This is a genomic window from Bacillus thuringiensis (assembly GCF_001455345.1).
Lineage (GTDB): Bacteria > Bacillota > Bacilli > Bacillales > Bacillaceae_G > Bacillus_A > Bacillus_A thuringiensis_N.
The window spans coordinates 409,046-426,403 of sequence record NZ_CP013274.1; the positions used below are offsets into that span (position 1 = coordinate 409,046).

Below are 17,358 nucleotides of genomic sequence, written 5' to 3' on the forward strand. Positions count from 1 at the left end.
ATTAATATTCCATCTAAAATACATCCCTTTGTAATATTTCATAGGAAAAAGGGTTTTATGCAAAAAAAACTATATATAGAAAAAGGTGGTGTATTTCTAAAGAGAGAAAAGAGTTAGTGTAAATTCTTTATAATAGTAGAGTGGTGGGGATTTTACACTCATTACAGTAGAGGAAGTGACAGCAGATGAAAGAATATATTGCATTTGATATTGGTGGTACGCAAATTAAATATGGAATTGTTTCAGAAACAGGGACGGTATTAAAGCATAAAACAGTTTCAACAGAAATTCATTTGGGTGGGGAACAAATCATTCAAAAACTTATTCTTCTATCCAAAAAATTAATGAATGAACATACGATTTCGGGAATTGGCATTAGTACTGCGGGAATTGTTAATATTTATAAAGGGGTTGTAACAGGAGGAGTGGAGCATATTCCGAACTACGCGACTATTCCTATTATTGATAGATTGCAAGAGATATTAAAAGTTCCAGTATCGATTGACAATGATGTGAATTGTGCAGCGTTTGGAGAAAAGTGGAATGGTAGTGGAAGAGAGAAAGAGAACTTTATTATGCTCACCCTTGGAACAGGAATTGGGGGAGCAATTTTTATAGATGGAGAATTGTACCGAGGACATTCATTTAGTGCTGGTGAATGGGGGAATATGTTAATAGAAGGTAAAACGTTTGAAGAGGTTGCTTCCATTTCAGGGTTAATTCGGCTTGTAAGAAAATATAAAGGCAAAGGCGAGTGGAATGGGAAAAAAATTTTCGAGTTGTATGATAAAGGAGATCGGGAAGTTGCTCAAGCAGTTGGGATCTTCTTTAAACATTTGGCGATCGGAATTAGTAATCTTGCTTATATTTTCAATCCGGAAATGATTGTTATAGGTGGCGGAATTACCGATAGAGGAAATGAGTTTTTAAAAGAAGTAAAAGAGGAGGTCAGTAAATACTTAAATCAAGAGATTTATAATAATTGTGAGATTGAACTTGCACAAAACGGTAATTGTGCAGGAATGATTGGTGCTATTTACCACTTCTTACATCATCATAAGTAAATTATATGAATGTTTTCATATAACTGAGAATTTATCCTTTTTATCGCTAGGTAAATAATGCTACAATATAAGAGAAGAATACAATATTTTCCGATTTGGAAAATGCTTTGTAGAAAGGGAGAAACTTCATGCCTATTATTTTAGAAAAAGGTCAAAAGATTGATTTAACGAAAGGACAACCAAAAGTAGCAAAACTACAGGTTGGCTTAGGCTGGGATCCAATTGGGCAATCAGGTGGATTTCTGTCTTCATTATTTGGAAGTAAACCAAATGTAGATTGTGATGCATCTGTTGTTATGTTAGAAGGAGATCGTTTTTTAAACAAAAATGATTTAGTTTACTTCGGAAATAAACTTTCTACTTGTGGTAGTATTATTCATTCAGGAGATAATTTAACAGGCGAAGGCGCTGGTGATGACGAAACAATTTTCGTAGAATTACATAAAGTTCCGAGCCGTATTAATCGTTTAGTATTCGTTGTAAATATTTATGACTGTGTAAATCGTCGTCAAGATTTCGGGATGATTCGTAATGCATATATTCGTATTCAAAACCCGCAAACTGGTGAAGAATTAGCACGCTATAATTTATCGGATAATTACGCTGGCAAAACGACTCTAATTTCAGGTGAAATGTATCGTCACGGAAGTGAATGGAAGTTTTCAGCAGTTGGAGAAGGAACACAAGATAAAAACTTAAGTGAGATTGTATCACGTTATCAATAAAATAACCGAGGAGGAATTGTATATGGCATCAATTTCATTGAAAAAAGGACAAAAGGTAGACTTAACAAAAACGAATCCAGGTCTTTCAAAAGTTCTTGTAGGACTTGGTTGGGATACGAATCGTTATGATGGGCAAAACGATTTCGATTTAGATGTTAGTATTTTCTTAGTAGGTGCTAACGGTAAAGTTTCAGGTGCAGAGGATTTCGTCTTCTATAATAACCCAAAAGGTGCGAATGGTGCTGTAGAGCATTTAGGAGATAACCGAACTGGCGAAGGTGAAGGCGATGACGAATCGATTAAAGTAGATTTGAAAAATGTACCTGCACATATCGAACGTATTTGCTTCACAATTACAATTTATGACGGAGAAGGCCGTAGCCAAAACTTCGGACAAGTCTCTAACTCTTTCGTACGTATTTTAGATGAAGAAAAGAATGCAGAATTAATTCGTTACGATTTAGGAGAAGATTTCTCTATTGAAACAGCTGTTGTAGTTGGTGAATTATACCGTCATGCAGGCGACTGGAAGTTCAATGCAATTGGAAGTGGATTCCAAGGTGGATTAGCGTCTCTATGTAATAATTTCGGTTTAGATGTAGAGTAATAGATTTGCCCGGCTATTCGCCGGGCAGTAGACCCCCACCTCAAAATTTAGCGAGAGCAAAGAAGTTAGGTGGGGATCCACTGCCCGTAAAAGCCCGATTGGTGAGGGCTGATTAAAGTTTCACTTTATATATCCATCGGTGAAACAGATGTTTACTGATGGATATATTTTTAAATATTAAAATATAGAGGTGAATATAAATGGTAATTCAATTGCAAAAAGGGCAGAAGATTGATTTAGGTAAGACAAGCCCTGGTTTAACAAAAGCAGTAATTGGTCTTGGATGGGATATTAAATCTTATGACGGTGGATCAGATTTCGATTTAGATGCATCTGCCTTTTTATTAGATGCAAACGGAAAATGTACGAAGGAAACTGATTTTATTTTCTATAATAATTTACAGTCTCCTTGTGGATCTGTTTTACATACAGGAGATAACCGTACAGGCGAAGGCGAAGGCGACGATGAGCAACTTGTTGTAGATTTGAAGAAGGTTCCAGCAGATGTTCATAAAATTGCTATTACAGTTACGATTTATGATGCAGAAGGCCGTAGTCAAAACTTTGGGCAAGTTGGAAATGCGTTTGTTCGTTTAGCGAATGAAGAGACGAATGAAGAAGTTCTTCGTTTTGATTTAGGGGAAGATTTCTCCATCGAAACAGCAGTTGTCTTTTGTGAATTATACCGTCATAATGGACAGTGGAAGTTTAATGCAGTAGGAAGTGGATTCCAAGGTGGCTTAGGTGCGCTTGTAAGAGCGTATGGCTTGGATGCATAAGAAAGGAAACGATATTCGTTTCCTTTTTTTGACCTTTCTATAAATCTAGCAAAGAATAGGGGATAAAGGTAAGATGAGTATTTTGCAAGGAATCCTTGATACGTATGCTCAGTTTTTCGACTTGGACATGTGGATTAAAGTGTTGCAGGATCCAGTATCTTGGGGATTAATTGGTACACTTGTTGTACTTGAAGGATTATTATCTGCTGATAACGCACTTGTATTAGCAGTAATGGTAAAACACCTTCCGGAAGAAAAACGTAAAAAAGCATTATTCTATGGACTTATTGGAGCTTATGTATTCCGATTTATTGCAATTGGAATTGGAATGTTCTTAATTAAGTTAGCATGGGTAAAAGTGTTAGGTGCACTTTACTTAGCTTGGCTTTCAGTTAAATACTTCATTGATAAAAGAAAAGGTAATGCAGAAGAAGAGGAAGCTCATGGTATGAACCAAAATAGTATTCTCTTCAGAATGTTTGGTGTCTTCTGGGGAACAGTTGCGATGGTTGAATTAATGGATATCGCGTTCTCTGTAGATAGCGTACTTGCTGCATTTGGTGTATCAAATGAAGTTTGGATTCTATTATTAGGTGGAATGCTTGGTATTTTAATGATGCGCGGTATCGCTGGTGTATTCTTAAAATTGTTAGAGCGTATTCCAGAACTTGAAACGACAGCATATATTTTAATCTTAATTATTGCAGCAAAAATGTTACTGTCTGTTATTCATATTGAAGTAAGTCATACATTGTTCTTTATTATTTTAGTTGTAGCATTTGGAGCAACATTTATACTTCACTACATGAAGAATTCTGGACAAGCTAAAGAAGAAGTTGCAGCTACTAAAAATAATCATAAATAATTGAAATGGGTTTGCTCGTTTTACGAGCGCCCATTTTTTATAACCAAAAATAGTTTATAATAGAAGAAGGACTTAGAAAAAACGTAAATGTTTTTGGAGGTGAACTGTTGTGTTTTCACGTTTTACACTTCAACCATATGCATTACAAGATGAATCAGATTTAAAGCAATTTGAAACACTTTTAGAAAAACGCCCACAATATGAGCTGACAGAGAATGAGATGAAATTTAGTTATATAGCATGTCGAATCCTTGGCGTTCCTAATGATGTAGATGAATATTTTAATGACCTATTTGATTATAGTGAAGCGAAAGGAATCGAAGTTTTACACGAACAAAATTTAAACAAAGTGATTGATTCGGAAAAACTTCGTCATATTCAAGACGTGTTCGGATTACATCAAGAAGCACCAAACGGTTTGACAGTAAATAGGCTAGTGGCGCACTTATCTGGGAAACAACTTTTACCGAAAGTAGACAATCCTGATTTACAGCATTATATACATACGACGTTTATTTCAGTATTGAAATTATATGAGAAACAACATAATCAGTCGTTAAAGACAGAAGGCTTCCGTCGTTTCTTAATCGACATAATTAAATTAAGCGAAAATTACGTAGCGAAGTGGTTTTCTACGATTAATTATAAGAAACAAATGCCGCGTATCGTTTGGTACGGTGATGCACAGGAAAGCCGTATATATTTCTTATACTTTCTTATTATGCTCGGCTGCGATGTACTTTATTATCATCCAGAAGGAAAAGATGGATTTGAGAATGTTGATGAAGAGGGAAGAACTTTTATTGTGTCTCATCCGGGTCGCATTTCTCTTGAACCATTTCCAGATCGCCGCCGCGAGCGTGTTGCAACAGTAGCATATCAAGCTTCAAAAGAAATTGAACAAGTACTTCACCATGATAATTCACTATTATACAAGCCGTGGCAATTCCGTTCCTATACGCCTGTAGCTCGTACCTTAAAAACAACATACGATGAACTCTTTTTAATTACGAAGGAAAAGGCGTTTGTACGCCCGACATTCTTTGTTGAAAATAAACATATTTATATTCCTTCTTTATTTGCGAAAATATCAGGTGTTTCAAAGAATGATAAAGAATATTTTCAACGATTAAAGGCGGTTACATCATTTGATAATAGTTTATTAATTAATACATTCCCGTTTACGAAAGAACAAAAAGCAAATTTCCAATATCATTATCGAGATGCATTAGACCGCGGGGGGAAATTACATCCAGATTTAATTATGAATAGCCATTGGTGGCCACATAAGCGTTTACCGGAAGGTTTACAACATGGGATTGCAGAGGCGATTATCCATACGTGTGAAAGTGAAATGTGTAAACCAATTGCGAAAGAAACGAAACAAGATGTAGCGCTATATGTTTTCGCACAACTCTCTCAAATACCACCGAATATTTTAGAACAGCTTGAGAAATTTGATTATTCACAAGATGTACCGAAAATTGTTATATTTAATAATGAGAAGAGTGGAGAATTAACTCGCTCTGATGCTGTTTTATTACTATTTTTAAATCAAATTGGAGTAGATGTATTCCATTTCAATCCAACGGGAAGAAACGATATTGAACCGTATATTGAAGCAGGAGCATTTGATTCACATTGGCTTGAAGAAGTTAATTTCGATCTTGAGTTTCATGGTTCATCAGCCTATAAAAATTTATCACAAACAATAAAAGGACTATTTCGTCCATTTTTATAAGGAAAGGGAGAATACCATATGAATAACCCAGTCGTACTAGATTCGAAAACAGAATTAAATGAGCAAACAGCACAAGATGTTCGCTTACAACTTAGACAAGATGCGGATGTACAACGTATTTATAATGCGGTAGATATTAAAGATCAGTTAGAATTAATTGAACTTGGAAAAGAACCTTCTATGGAAATTTCACGTTTTGCTGATCAAATTTTACATACAATGTCATTATCAAAAATAGAAGATTCAGGTGAATTATTAAAACAACTTGGCAAAATTATGGACAGGTTTGATAGCAAAGACTTTGCAGAAGAGAAAAGTGGTTTCTTCTCACGTATGTTCAAAAAAGCGGATAAAATGATTGAACAAATCTTTAGTAAGTATCAAACGATGGGCCGTGAAATTGATAAAGTGTATGTAGAAATTACGAAGTATCAAGATGAAATGAAAAAATCAATTGGTACGTTAGATGGTTTATATGAGCAAAACTTAAAATATTACTTAGACTTAGAAAAGTACGTAGTAGCAGGAGAAATGTTATTAGAGCGTTTAAATACAGAGTTAGTTCCAATGTATGAAGAGCGCGTACGTAATAATGATCAAATAGCAGGTATTGAATTAGAATCACTTAAAAACTCTGTTGAAATTTTAGAACAGCGTATTGATGATTTAGAAAAAGCGCGTATGGTTGCACTACTTACAGCGCCACAAATTCGTATGATTCAACGTGGTAATAATAAATTAATTGGTAAAATCAATACCGCATTTATTACAACGATTCCTATCTTTAAAAATGGTATCATTCAGGCGGTAAATGCGAAGCGTCAAAAGCTTGTTGCAGATTCTATGGCTGAACTGGATCGCCGTACAAATGAATTACTTAAGAAAAACGCACAGAACATCGCAACGCAAAGTGTGGAAGTAGCAAGATTATCAGGTTCTTCTAGTATTAAGATGGAAACACTTGAGGAAACTTGGAACATTATTTCAAGAGGCATGCAAGAAACACAACAAATTGAAGAACAAAATAAACGTGAGCGTGAAGAAAGCCGCAAACGTATGGCTACATTAACAGAGAACATTAAAAAAGAATTACAAGGATAAATGAAAAGGCAATGAGGAATAGTCCTCATTGTCTTTTAGTTTTTCTTCGCTAATTTAATGATTTCATTCACAACAAGTGGAATGATACTTAATAAAAGAACAAATCCCCAATCTCGCATCGTTAATGCATGCACACCGAATATATTTGCAAGGGGCGGGATGGAGATGATACAAACTTGCATAAGAACACCGATAAGAAGGGAGAAGACTAAATATTTATTTGTAAAGATCCCAATTGAAAAAATCGATTTCGTTCTTGAACGCAAGTTAAATGAATGAACGAGCTGAGAGAAACTAAGAACAACAAATGCCATTGTTTGAGCATGTAATAGAGCATCTTCATCAATTCGTTCTGGGAAAAGAGGGAATAAATTTGTATCTCCAGTATAGAATTTTGCCCCAACGATAAAGGCTGCTAGCGTTAAAAGTCCAATTAGAGCGCCATTGAAAATAAGAAAAGGGACGCTACCGCTAAATAGGCTTTCTTTCGCACGGCGTGGCTTTTCTTTCATCACATCTGAATCTTCAGGATCAACGCCAAGTGATAGTGCAGGAAGTGTGTCAGTAATTAAATTGACCCACAAAATATGGATTGGGCGTAATGGTGTCGCCCAGCCAAGTAAAATCGCTAAAAATAAAGCGATAATTTCTCCAAAGTTACAAGAGAGTAGGAAGAGAATTGATTTTTTTATGTTACGATAAATATTTCTACCTTCCTCAACAGCTTTCACGATAGATGAGAAATTATCATCTGTTAACACTACATCCGCTGCCCCTTTTGCAACATCTGTTCCTGTAATGCCCATCGCTACGCCAACATCTGCTTGCTTTAAAGATGGAGCATCATTGACACCATCACCAGTCATAGAAACGATATTTCCTTTCGCACGTAAAGCTGTTACAATCTTCACTTTATGTTCTGGAGAGACTCTAGCAAAGACGTTTAAATGATTAATTTTATTTGCTAATTCTGTATCTGAAATGTTATCTAAATCAGTTCCAATCATAATTTCAGATATTTCTTTAGCGATGCCAAGTTCTTTGGCAATTGCAAAGGCGGTATCTTTATGGTCACCAGTAATCATAACTGTGCGAATACCGGCTTTTTTACATTCTGTAATTGAATCTCTTACTTCAGTTCGCGGTGGATCAATCATACCGACAAGACCGATAAAGATGAGGTTTTCTTCGAGATGATCTATATCCACATCGTTTGAATTGTATTGTTTAAATGCGAATGAAAGTACTCTTAAAGCTTCTTGAGACATTGACCTAGCGCCTTCTAATATTTGATCTTTATCAGCATCTGTTAGAACTTCGATTTTACCGTTTTTAAATATGTGGGTACATCGAGGTAAGAGTTTATCGATAGCGCCTTTCGTCATGCTATAGTAGCCTTTATCATATGTATGCACGGTTGACATCATTTTACGATCTGAATCGAAAGGAAGCTCGTTAACGCGTTCATGTATCTTTTCTAGGTGATCTTTTTGCATGTTAAACGTGCTTCCAGCAACCAGAAGAGCAATTTCAGTCGGGTCTCCGGTTTGTGATTCGTTATTATAAGACGCATCGTTACATAGCACCATATTTTCTAACAATAGACGCTGCGCATCATTATTTACATTTAAACTTTCTAAGCGATCGTATGTGTTATCACTATAAAAGTGAGTAACGGTCATTTTATTTTGTGTTAATGTACCTGTTTTATCTGAACAAATAATTGTGACAGAACCGAGAGCTTCAACAGCTGGTAGTTTACGAATAATAACATTTTGTTTAATCATACGCTGCACACCAATTGCAAGAACGATGGAAACGATAGCTGGCAAGCCTTCTGGAATAGCTGCAACAGCTAAACTAATAGCAGTCATAAACATTTCTAACGTATCCCGGCCTTGTAAAAAACCGATGAGAAACATAACGATACAAATAGCAACAGCGACAAAGCCTAAATACTTTCCGACTTGTGCTAAGCTTTTTTGAAGTGGTGTCATATCATCGTCTGCTTCATGTAAAAGGGTAGCAATCTTACCAATTTGTGAGTTCATTCCAGTTTCAACGGCAACACCGACACCTCGTCCGTATGTAACAAGAGTAGACATAAAGGCCATATTTTTTTGATCACCTAATGGTACTTGCTCATCACTTTGCATAGAAGGGTGGTAGATTGCATCTTTATCAACAGGGACAGACTCACCAGTTAGAGCAGATTCTTCAACTTTTAAATTTGCGGTCTCGATTAGTCGCAAATCACATGGGATATAACGTCCCGCATCCAGCATGACAATATCACCTGGAACGACTTGTTCGGATGGAATTTCTTTTAGCTCACCGCCACGTTTTACGATGGCTTTAGGTGTTGCCATTTTTTTTAGTGCTTCTAAAGCTTGTTCTGCTTTCGATTCTTGGACGACACCGATAACAGCATTTAAAACTACGACGAGCGCAATAATACTGGCATCAGCCCATTCACCTACAAAAGCAGAAATAAGGGCAGCAATAATAAGGACATATACGAGGACGTCATTAATTTGGGCGAAAATACGCTGCCATAAAGTGCGTTTTTGTTTTGTAGCTAATTCATTAGAACCGTATTGCTTTAAACGTTCATTTACGATTTCTTCTGTTAAACCGTGTTGTTCATTTGTTTCTAGGTCGATTAATGTTTGGTCTTTCGTCTTACTGTACCAATTGCTCATAAGTAAGCACCTCCAGTAAAAACAGTTAGCAATGGTAGTGTTGCTATTATTTGTGAGTAGTATGTATGTAGAAAAAATCTAAGGTGAGGTTCTACTTCTATTGTACAATATTTTACAGTTGGTTGAGGGAAAGAGAAGAGTTGTCATGAATTTGTTGGAAATAAAAAAGAGCCTCATATAAGAGAGGCCTTTTTTACTTTTTAATTAATGTACCTAATTCTTCTGTAATAGCTTGCATTTCACTAATGCTAAATGTTTCACGTTTCATAACATGCTCATAAATGTCACGTAGGTCTTCGTACATTTCTTCATTAAAGCTAGCAGCTCTCATCGCTCCAGCATTAACCATACGTAATTTTTCTTTAATAGCTTCGACCATATATTCAACATTTTCTTCTGATTTTACGGATAAATCCACCGAAGTGTCCCCCTTTAAAATAACATAAGGCTATCTTAACATTTTTTATCATTTTCGTTAACGAATCTTTTCAATCCTATTAAATTAGTAGGGATTTCCTTTATATTCACTAATTGGTTGTTTATACTATAAGTATATATAAAGAAATGCACCAAGAAAGGAAGAAACAAAAATATGGTTCAAGTATTGTTTGTTTGTCTTGGGAACATTTGTCGTTCTCCGATGGCAGAAGCGATTTTTCGAGATCTTGTCGTAAAAGAGGGACTCGAAGAGAAAATTGTCATTGATTCTGCGGGAACTGGAGATTGGCATATTGGTCATCCGCCACATAAAGGAACACAAAAAATTTTAAAAGAAAATGCAGTCACTTTTGAAGGAATTAAAGCAAGGCAAGTAGAAAAAGAAGACTTAACAAAGTTTGATTATATTATTGCCATGGACAACAAGAATATAGCAGATTTAAAAAGTTTAGGTAAAACTGGAGGCTATATTGGTAGGCTGTCCGATTTTGTTCCAGACGGTGGCTGGACAGACGTTCCCGACCCTTACTATACAGGGAATTTCCAAGAAGTATATGACCTTGTAACAGAAGGGTGTGTAAAGCTATTAGCTTTCATTCGAAATGAACAAGGAATATGAGGAAGCTTAGAAAGAAATACTTTCTAACATAAGAAATGAAAGGGTGAAGGAATATGGCAAAGAAAAATAATATTGCTCGAAACATTGCGATTGGTGTAGCTGCAGGTGTAGCTGTATCTATGTTAAAGAAAGAAAACCGTGAAAAAGTAAAAAATACAGCAGAAAAAGCAAAAACAAAGATGATTGAAATTGGTGAAAATGCAAAAATCAAAGAAAAAGTGCAAACTGTTACAGATAAAGGGCGCGAACTTGCTGATTTAAATGTAGTGAAAGCGAAAGTAGCGGAAATTAAAAAATTGACGCCGTCGGTTGTAGAAACGTTAAAAGAAACGAAAGAAATTTTTAGTAAGAAAAAAGTTGAGCCGGCAGAGAAGCCAGAAACGATTGAAATTCAAGCTGTATCTCCAAAAGTAGATGAGCTGAAAGCAGAAGAAGAGCCAGTAGTTGCTGAAGATGGTGGTATGAAAGAAGCACGTGAATTATTTATGAAAGACTCAAATGTAGAGGAAAAAAAAAGTGAAGCGTACATTGAGTTAAAGCAAAATAAAGAAGAGAAGAAAAGCGTTTAAACATATATGAGAAAAATTTTAGAAAAGGTGAAGAGACATCGTACTTATTCGGTTGGTAAAGATTTATATGACCGGACGATGCGCGATGATGTAGCGGGCTTGGCAGCACAGCTCGCTTATTTCTTCTTGCTTGCGATTTTTCCTGGGCTTGTTTTCTTAATTACGCTTCTTGGATTCATTGACCTTCAAACAGAAAGTGTGCTCAATTTATTAGAACCATACGTACCTGAAGATGCAATGTCCTTAATTGAAGTAAACGTTGATAAAGTTGTAAATGAGCAAAATGGTGGTTTATTATCATTTGGTTTATTATCGATGCTATGGTTTGCTTCAAACGGGGTAAACGCGGTTATGAATGCTTTTAATCGTGCGTATGATGTAACAGAAACACGTTCTTTTATTAAAACAAGAGCGTTATCAATCGTATTTACACTAGCAATCATTTTCATGATTGTGTTTGCGCTAATTGTTCCAGTGTTTGGACAAGTCATTGGGGCAGCGGTGTTTAAAGCAATTGGTTTATCCGATAGTTTTTCTTACGTGTGGAGCATTACACGATTAGTAGCGAGTTTCTTCGTGCTATTTGCATTGTTTAGTTTTTTATATACATTTGCACCAGATCGAAAGTTAAAAAGAAGAGAAGTCATTTCAGGAGCAGTATTTGCTACTGTAGGATGGATTGTGGTATCGTACTCATTTGCTTATTATGTAGATAAGTTTGCAAATTACGCCAATACATATGGTGGTCTTGGTGGTATCATTATTTTAATGTTATGGTTTTATTTAACTGGATGGGTAATTTTACTTGGCGGCGAAATTAATGGTTTACTCCATCATTATAGGACGGGTGACAATAATTCCCGTAATGAAAAGTGATCTCTTGTTCCATAATAATAGGGAACAGGGGGGATATTTCATGAGTAATAATAAAAAGAACCACAACAATAAAAATAACAATAAACAAAAGAGCAGTTCGCATCCAAAGCATAAAACGAGTAGTAGTGCGAACGGGCATAATAGCTACCATTAGAAAAAACGGGTCCTCTATGAGGGACCCGTTTTTATTTGTTTCCTTTTAATAATCGTAAGCCATTCAAAATGACAAGAATCGTACTTCCTTCATGCCCAATAACACCGAATGGAAGAGCTAAAAATTGCAAGAAGTTTGAACAAATTAGCAAGGCAATTACAGCTAGTGAAAAGATTACGTTTTGTTTTACAATACGGTTCATTCGTTTTGATAAAAGGATTGCTTGGGAAAGGCGAGATAATTCGTTCTTCATAAGTACAACGTCTGCAGTTTCTAAAGCTACGTCTGTTCCTTCACCCATTGCTACACCAATGCTAGCGGTAGCGAGTGCAGGGGCATCATTTATACCATCGCCGACCATTGCTACTGTTCCGTATTTTTCTTTTAGCTTTTTAATCGTTTCAACTTTTGTTTCTGGCAAGCATGATGCGTAATATTCCTTTATATTACTTTCAGAGGCAATTGCTTTTGCTGTTTCTTCATTATCTCCAGTAATCATAATTGCTTCGACACCAATGCTTTGTAATTCGCGAATAGCAGCTATTGTTTCTTGGCGAAGCGTATCTTTTAAAGCGATAAGTCCAAGGATGCCATCCTCATCACTAATATAAACGACAGTTTTACCTTCTTTTTCAAGTGAGGCAGAAATACCATTATGAAAAGCTTTTGTTTCTTCACCAATAAAATCAGCTTTACCTATTTTATAAGCTTTGTTTTCGAAGATTCCTTTTAGTCCAAAACCAGTTACATCTTCAACGTTTTCTGGTTTTTTTAATGCAATGTCATACGTATGTTGTGCATATTTCACAATAGATTCAGCTAAAGGATGTGTAGAGTGACTTTCAATTGCTGCTGTAATAGAAAGTACTTCTTTTTCTGTCATATTTTCTCGAACATATACATCCGTTACGGTAGGTTTACCTTGTGTTAATGTCCCTGTTTTATCAAAGGCGATGGCTTTTACTGAAGCGAGGCGTTCTAAATGTATGCCACCTTTAAAGAGAATGCCGTTTCTTGCTCCGTTAGAAATTGCAGATAAAGTTGCTGGTGTAATGGCAGCAACGAGTGCACAAGGAGATGCGACTACAAGTAAGATCATAGCGCGATAAAATGTTTCATTCCAGCTCCAGTCAAGTAAGAAGTGAGGAACGAACATCATAAGTGCAACAACGAGTAGTACCCCTTTTACATATGTTCCTTCAAACTTTTCGATGAATAGTTGCGACGGTGATTTTTCGCTTTGTGCACTTTGGACGAGGCGGATAATTTTTTGGAATAATGTTTGATCGCTCGGCTTCGTAATTTTAACTTCGATAGCACCGCGTAAATTTACCGTACCAGCAAATACTTCATCGCCATGTTTTTTTTCATTTGGAATAGGTTCACCAGTAATTGCTGCCTCATCGATATTTGTTTCACCGTTATGAATTGTACCGTCAGCAGGAACGCGTTCACCTGGCTTAATTAAAATAATGTCGTTAATTTGTAATCGTCCAACAGGAACACGTTCCTCGGTTCCATTTGAAATACGTAATGCTTCTTCAGGTTGTAAATCAAGAAGCGCTGAAATTTCTTTTTGGCTTTTACTTAATGTATAAGATTCCATTGCACCGCTTAGTGCGAAGATAAAGATTAAAATTGCGCCTTCTGCCCAGTAGCCGATGATTGCAGCACCGATAGCAGCAAAGAGCATGAGCATTTCGACATTTAGCTCTTTCTCTTCAATTGTATCTTCAATACCTTCTTTCGCTTTTGCATATCCACCAACTATATAAGCAAGGATATAGCAAGTAATGCCTACATTCATTGCATCGTTCTTTGTGAATAACCAACCAGCTAAAATGAAAATACCAGATGCGATTGCAAATATAAGTTCATAATGTTTCTTTAATGTATCCCATAAAGAGGGATGAGAAATAGACTTTTGTACTTGTAATGTTTTTACTTCTGAATTCATTACTACTCGCTCCTTCCAAATTCTTATTGAGAAAAAGAATCAAAATCGAAAGCCCTATAAAACGACGAAAGCTGCCATCCATAATGGATAGCAGCATTTCTGTTGAATCTGATTTTAATAGTTATTATGTTGTAATTATTCTATAGTATAGCATATGTTTTCTTTAGATGATATGTTTTTGTTTGCGTATAAACTGAAAACTTGTGTTTTCACATTTCCTTTGGTATATATGAATATTGTTCATAAAAAGATCGGAAAGGAAGACAACAAGTGAAGACAGAGAAATTTTTTACCCATCCGATTGGCGTGTTTATTGCTGCGATAGTAGCGACTTTTTTATGGGGGAGCGCATTCCCTTTTATTAAATTAAGTTATGCTGAGCTTGGAATTCAGCCACAAGAAGTTGGGGAGCAAATATTATTTGCTGGTTATCGTTTCTTTTTATCTGGAGTCATGCTCTTATTCTTCTTTAAAGCGTTAGGAAAAGATATGAGCTTCAAAAAAGGAACGGGGAAGCAGTTAGTACAGATTGGTTTATTTCAAACATTTCTTCAATATATATGTTTTTATATTGGAATGAGCTATAGTTCTGGTATTGAAGGAGCTATCATTTCAGGAACATCATCATTCTTTCAAATTTTACTCGCGCATTTTTTATATAAAGATGATGCTCTTAATATGAGAAAAGTAATTGGGGTTTCTATCGGCTTCTGTGGTGTCATTTTAGTAAATGTACCGAGTGATGGTAGTTTGTCATTCCATTTTGGAATCGGTAGCTTATTACTTCTTAGTGCAGCAATGTTGTATTCATATGGAAACATATTGGCGAAAGAAGGTAGCAAAACATTAGATATTGGCTATATGACAGCATACCAAATGATTTTTGGTTCTATTGGGCTATTATGTATAGGGGCTTTGCAAGTGGGAATCACGCCATTTACATTTAGTATACATGCAATACTTATGCTTACCTATTTATCTTTCTTATCCGCAGCAGGCTTTTGCATTTGGAATACAATTATGAAGTACAACAAGGTCGGAAAAGTATCAATGTATATGTTCTTTATACCTGTATTTGGTGTGTTATTATCGAGCATGATTTTAGGAGAAGCAATTCATTCGTTTGTATTATTCGGTTTAGCATGTGTAGCCGCGGGAATTATTGTGGTGAATCGGACGCCAGCTAAGCAGAAAATGGAGCAAGAAAAACAAGTAGCATAGATAATAGGAAAACGATTACAATGGAAGAACAGTACTGTTCTTCTTTTTTTATATAGAAAAAGGATAATAGACTAGGTACAACGAAAAAAGATACAAAAAGCATTTATTGAGGAGAACATGTTATGAATCTACTTTATATGGTGTTAATTGGACAAATCATTCTGTTTTTAATTGGTGCAATATACGCAATAGGACAGACAAAAAAAACAAGAAATAATATGCCGTTACCTTTAGCAGTACGTCTTATTCTTAGTTTTTCTTTAACAGCAAGTGCAATTTGGATATGGTTACAAGATCCATCAGTGGAGTATAGTACGTGGGTTGCACTAGGTATGACGTTATCAACTGTAGGAGATTTATTTATGGCAGGTTTGATTCCAATTGGTCACAGATTAATTGGAGGGATGATTACTTTCGCTCTTGCGCATTGTTTTTATGTAAAAGCATTTTTGCAAACAGGCATTTCATGGAATGGTTTTTGGATTGGTTTACTCGTATACGGACTCTTTCTAATTATAGGGTGGTTCTTTTTTATCCGAAATGATAAACAAGATAAATTATTTACGATAGGAGCTCTAATTTACGGATTGTGGGTTGGAGGAATGGCTTGCTTTGCATTCGCCTTATACTACGAGAATACAGGAATATGGTGGATACCAGCTTTTGGTGGTTTACTATTTGTGATTTCTGATTTTATTATAGGCGTGACAGATATTGGAGGGCGCAAATTAAAGTATGAACCACTTTGGATTTGGTTTACATATGTAGCGGCTCAAATGTGTATTGTATATGTGGGATTATAAAAAGATACTCTCTAAATAGTGGATAGACTATTTGGGGAGTATCTTTTTTCGTTACTATTATGCTACTATATTTTTTTGTTGTAGAGCAGAAAGGCTGTATTCATCAGCGGCTTTATAGCCTTGCGCTAATAAATCATTGATGTAAAGTTTGTTGTAAATAAAGCAGAATACTAGGTTAGAGAATCCGAATGTAAACATGCTAGCGATTAAAATAATTAAAAACCATTTCCAATCTCCACGGAATATAGCAGGGAAGAAACCAAAGAAAAATACAGTCCAGCTAAAACCAATTTTTGCTTGTTTAATTTGGCCAGTATTTTCATTTTTAAGCATAACTTTCATAGAAAAAATCCTCCTAAGTACATAAAATAGAATAAATGCAAGCTATAGTATATCAGAATAATACATTCTTGGATATTTTTATTTTTAAATTTGTAATATTATGATTATATAATTCAGAATTTTATAGAAATTTATTAGTTGAAGTACTTATAATAAAAGTAAAAAGATGATGAGATGGTGGAATGATGCAAAAGAAAAAACGTTGGCGCGAATTCTTTGGAACAATTGCAATTGCATGTTTATTGATATTTTTGGCGAAAATTTTTGTGTTTTTTCCTACGACTGTAAAAGGAGCATCTATGAGGCCAACGCTACAAGATGGGGATAAGGTGATTGTTAATAAGTTGGCAAAGCAATTTGAAAGTTATGAGAGAGAAGACATTATTGTTGTGAAGACGGATAATTTTTATGTGAAAAGGGTTATTGGTTTGCCTGGCGATGTCATTGAGGTGAGAAATGATCAATTATATGTGAATCATAAAGTGATAGAGGAAGCGTATTTGTATAGTAATAAAAAACAAGCTGAAAAAAAACTGATGAATTTAACAGAGGACTTTGGACCGATTACAGTTCCTAAAAATAAGATTTTTGTTATGGGAGATAATCGCTTAATAAGCAGAGATAGTAGAAATGGTTTAGGACTTATTGATAAAGCGGATGTATTAGGAGAATTAGCGGCAATTTATTATCCATTTGAACATATGAAAATAATGAATTAAAGTAAAAAACCAAGCAAATTTTAGTTTGCTTGGTTTTTTATCCCGCTTTAATGGGCAGTAAGACCCCCCACTGATT

17 protein-coding genes are annotated in these 17,358 nt (G+C 35.5%); 13 read left to right on the plus strand and 4 right to left on the minus strand.

Going from position 1 to position 17,358, the window contains the following annotated elements; genetic code table 11:
* Nucleotides 1–185 precede the first annotated feature (185 nt).
* From ATN06_RS02335 to ATN06_RS02365, 7 genes are all read left to right on the plus strand, one after another.
* Nucleotides 186–1,064 (plus strand): ROK family protein, encoded by an 879-nt coding sequence (locus ATN06_RS02335; protein ID WP_060629397.1) that lies wholly within the window; start codon nt 186–188, stop codon nt 1,062–1,064.
* A 128-nt stretch (nt 1,065–1,192) separates the two neighbouring features.
* The gene (locus tag ATN06_RS02340) at nt 1,193–1,789 is read left to right on the plus strand and encodes a TerD family protein (protein WP_060629398.1); all 597 of its coding nucleotides are present in this window, start codon (nt 1,193–1,195) and stop codon (nt 1,787–1,789) included.
* A 22-nt stretch (nt 1,790–1,811) separates the two neighbouring features.
* Entirely contained in the window at nt 1,812–2,396 is a 585-nt protein-coding gene (locus ATN06_RS02345) for a TerD family protein (protein ID WP_000146729.1), read from the plus strand.
* Nucleotides 2,397–2,596: 200 nt separating this feature from the next.
* Nucleotides 2,597–3,175, plus strand: coding sequence for a TerD family protein (locus tag ATN06_RS02350; RefSeq protein ID WP_000236649.1), 579 nt, complete (start codon nt 2,597–2,599; stop codon nt 3,173–3,175).
* A gap of 73 nt (nt 3,176–3,248) precedes the next feature.
* On the plus strand, nt 3,249–4,040 hold the full coding sequence (locus ATN06_RS02355; protein WP_042515766.1) for a TerC family protein: 792 nt from the start codon (nt 3,249–3,251) through the stop codon (nt 4,038–4,040).
* Nucleotides 4,041–4,149: 109 nt separating this feature from the next.
* Nucleotides 4,150–5,781: a YceG family protein gene (locus tag ATN06_RS02360; RefSeq protein ID WP_060629399.1), complete on the plus strand. Its 1,632-nt coding sequence runs from the start codon at nt 4,150–4,152 to the stop codon at nt 5,779–5,781.
* An 18-nt stretch (nt 5,782–5,799) separates the two neighbouring features.
* Nucleotides 5,800–6,882, plus strand: coding sequence for a toxic anion resistance protein (locus ATN06_RS02365; protein WP_060629400.1), 1,083 nt, complete (start codon nt 5,800–5,802; stop codon nt 6,880–6,882).
* 35 nt (nt 6,883–6,917) lie between these two features.
* Here ATN06_RS02365 and ATN06_RS02370 read toward each other — a convergent pair whose 3' ends face one another.
* The gene (locus tag ATN06_RS02370; RefSeq protein WP_060629401.1) at nt 6,918–9,584 is read right to left on the minus strand and encodes a cation-translocating P-type ATPase; all 2,667 of its coding nucleotides are present in this window, start codon (nt 9,582–9,584) and stop codon (nt 6,918–6,920) included.
* A 193-nt stretch (nt 9,585–9,777) separates the two neighbouring features.
* Nucleotides 9,778–10,002, minus strand: a complete 225-nt coding sequence (locus tag ATN06_RS02375; RefSeq protein WP_000366197.1) for a DUF1128 domain-containing protein — start codon at nt 10,000–10,002, stop codon at nt 9,778–9,780.
* A gap of 174 nt (nt 10,003–10,176) precedes the next feature.
* Between ATN06_RS02375 and ATN06_RS02380 the strand changes: the two genes are divergently transcribed.
* The 3 genes from ATN06_RS02380 to ATN06_RS02390 are packed head-to-tail and all read left to right on the plus strand — an operon-like array spanning nt 10,177 to nt 12,086.
* The gene (locus ATN06_RS02380) at nt 10,177–10,641 is read left to right on the plus strand and encodes a low molecular weight protein-tyrosine-phosphatase (RefSeq protein ID WP_060629402.1); all 465 of its coding nucleotides are present in this window, start codon (nt 10,177–10,179) and stop codon (nt 10,639–10,641) included.
* A gap of 53 nt (nt 10,642–10,694) precedes the next feature.
* Entirely contained in the window at nt 10,695–11,210 is a 516-nt protein-coding gene (locus ATN06_RS02385) for a DUF4075 domain-containing protein (protein ID WP_060629403.1), read from the plus strand.
* 6 nt (nt 11,211–11,216) lie between these two features.
* Nucleotides 11,217–12,086, plus strand: a complete 870-nt coding sequence (locus ATN06_RS02390) for a YihY/virulence factor BrkB family protein (RefSeq protein ID WP_060629404.1) — start codon at nt 11,217–11,219, stop codon at nt 12,084–12,086.
* 185 nt (nt 12,087–12,271) lie between these two features.
* Here the strand turns inward: ATN06_RS02390 and ATN06_RS02395 are convergent, their stop codons facing one another.
* Entirely contained in the window at nt 12,272–14,197 is a 1,926-nt protein-coding gene (locus ATN06_RS02395) for a heavy metal translocating P-type ATPase (protein WP_060629405.1), read from the minus strand.
* Between the two features lie 270 nt (nt 14,198–14,467).
* Between ATN06_RS02395 and ATN06_RS02400 the strand changes: the two genes are divergently transcribed.
* Both ATN06_RS02400 and ATN06_RS02405 read left to right on the plus strand, forming a co-directional pair.
* The gene (locus tag ATN06_RS02400) at nt 14,468–15,418 is read left to right on the plus strand and encodes a DMT family transporter (RefSeq protein WP_060629406.1); all 951 of its coding nucleotides are present in this window, start codon (nt 14,468–14,470) and stop codon (nt 15,416–15,418) included.
* A gap of 122 nt (nt 15,419–15,540) precedes the next feature.
* Entirely contained in the window at nt 15,541–16,221 is a 681-nt protein-coding gene (locus ATN06_RS02405) for a lysoplasmalogenase (RefSeq protein WP_060629407.1), read from the plus strand.
* Between the two features lie 57 nt (nt 16,222–16,278).
* On the opposite strand, the gene ATN06_RS02410 is transcribed toward ATN06_RS02405, so the two are convergent.
* Entirely contained in the window at nt 16,279–16,563 is a 285-nt protein-coding gene (locus tag ATN06_RS02410; protein ID WP_000867040.1) for a hypothetical protein, read from the minus strand.
* A 182-nt stretch (nt 16,564–16,745) separates the two neighbouring features.
* On the opposite strand from ATN06_RS02410, the gene lepB reads away from it, so the two are divergent.
* On the plus strand, nt 16,746–17,282 hold the full coding sequence (lepB, locus tag ATN06_RS02415; protein ID WP_060629408.1) for a signal peptidase I: 537 nt from the start codon (nt 16,746–16,748) through the stop codon (nt 17,280–17,282).
* The last annotated feature ends 76 nt before the right edge of the window (nt 17,283–17,358 follow it).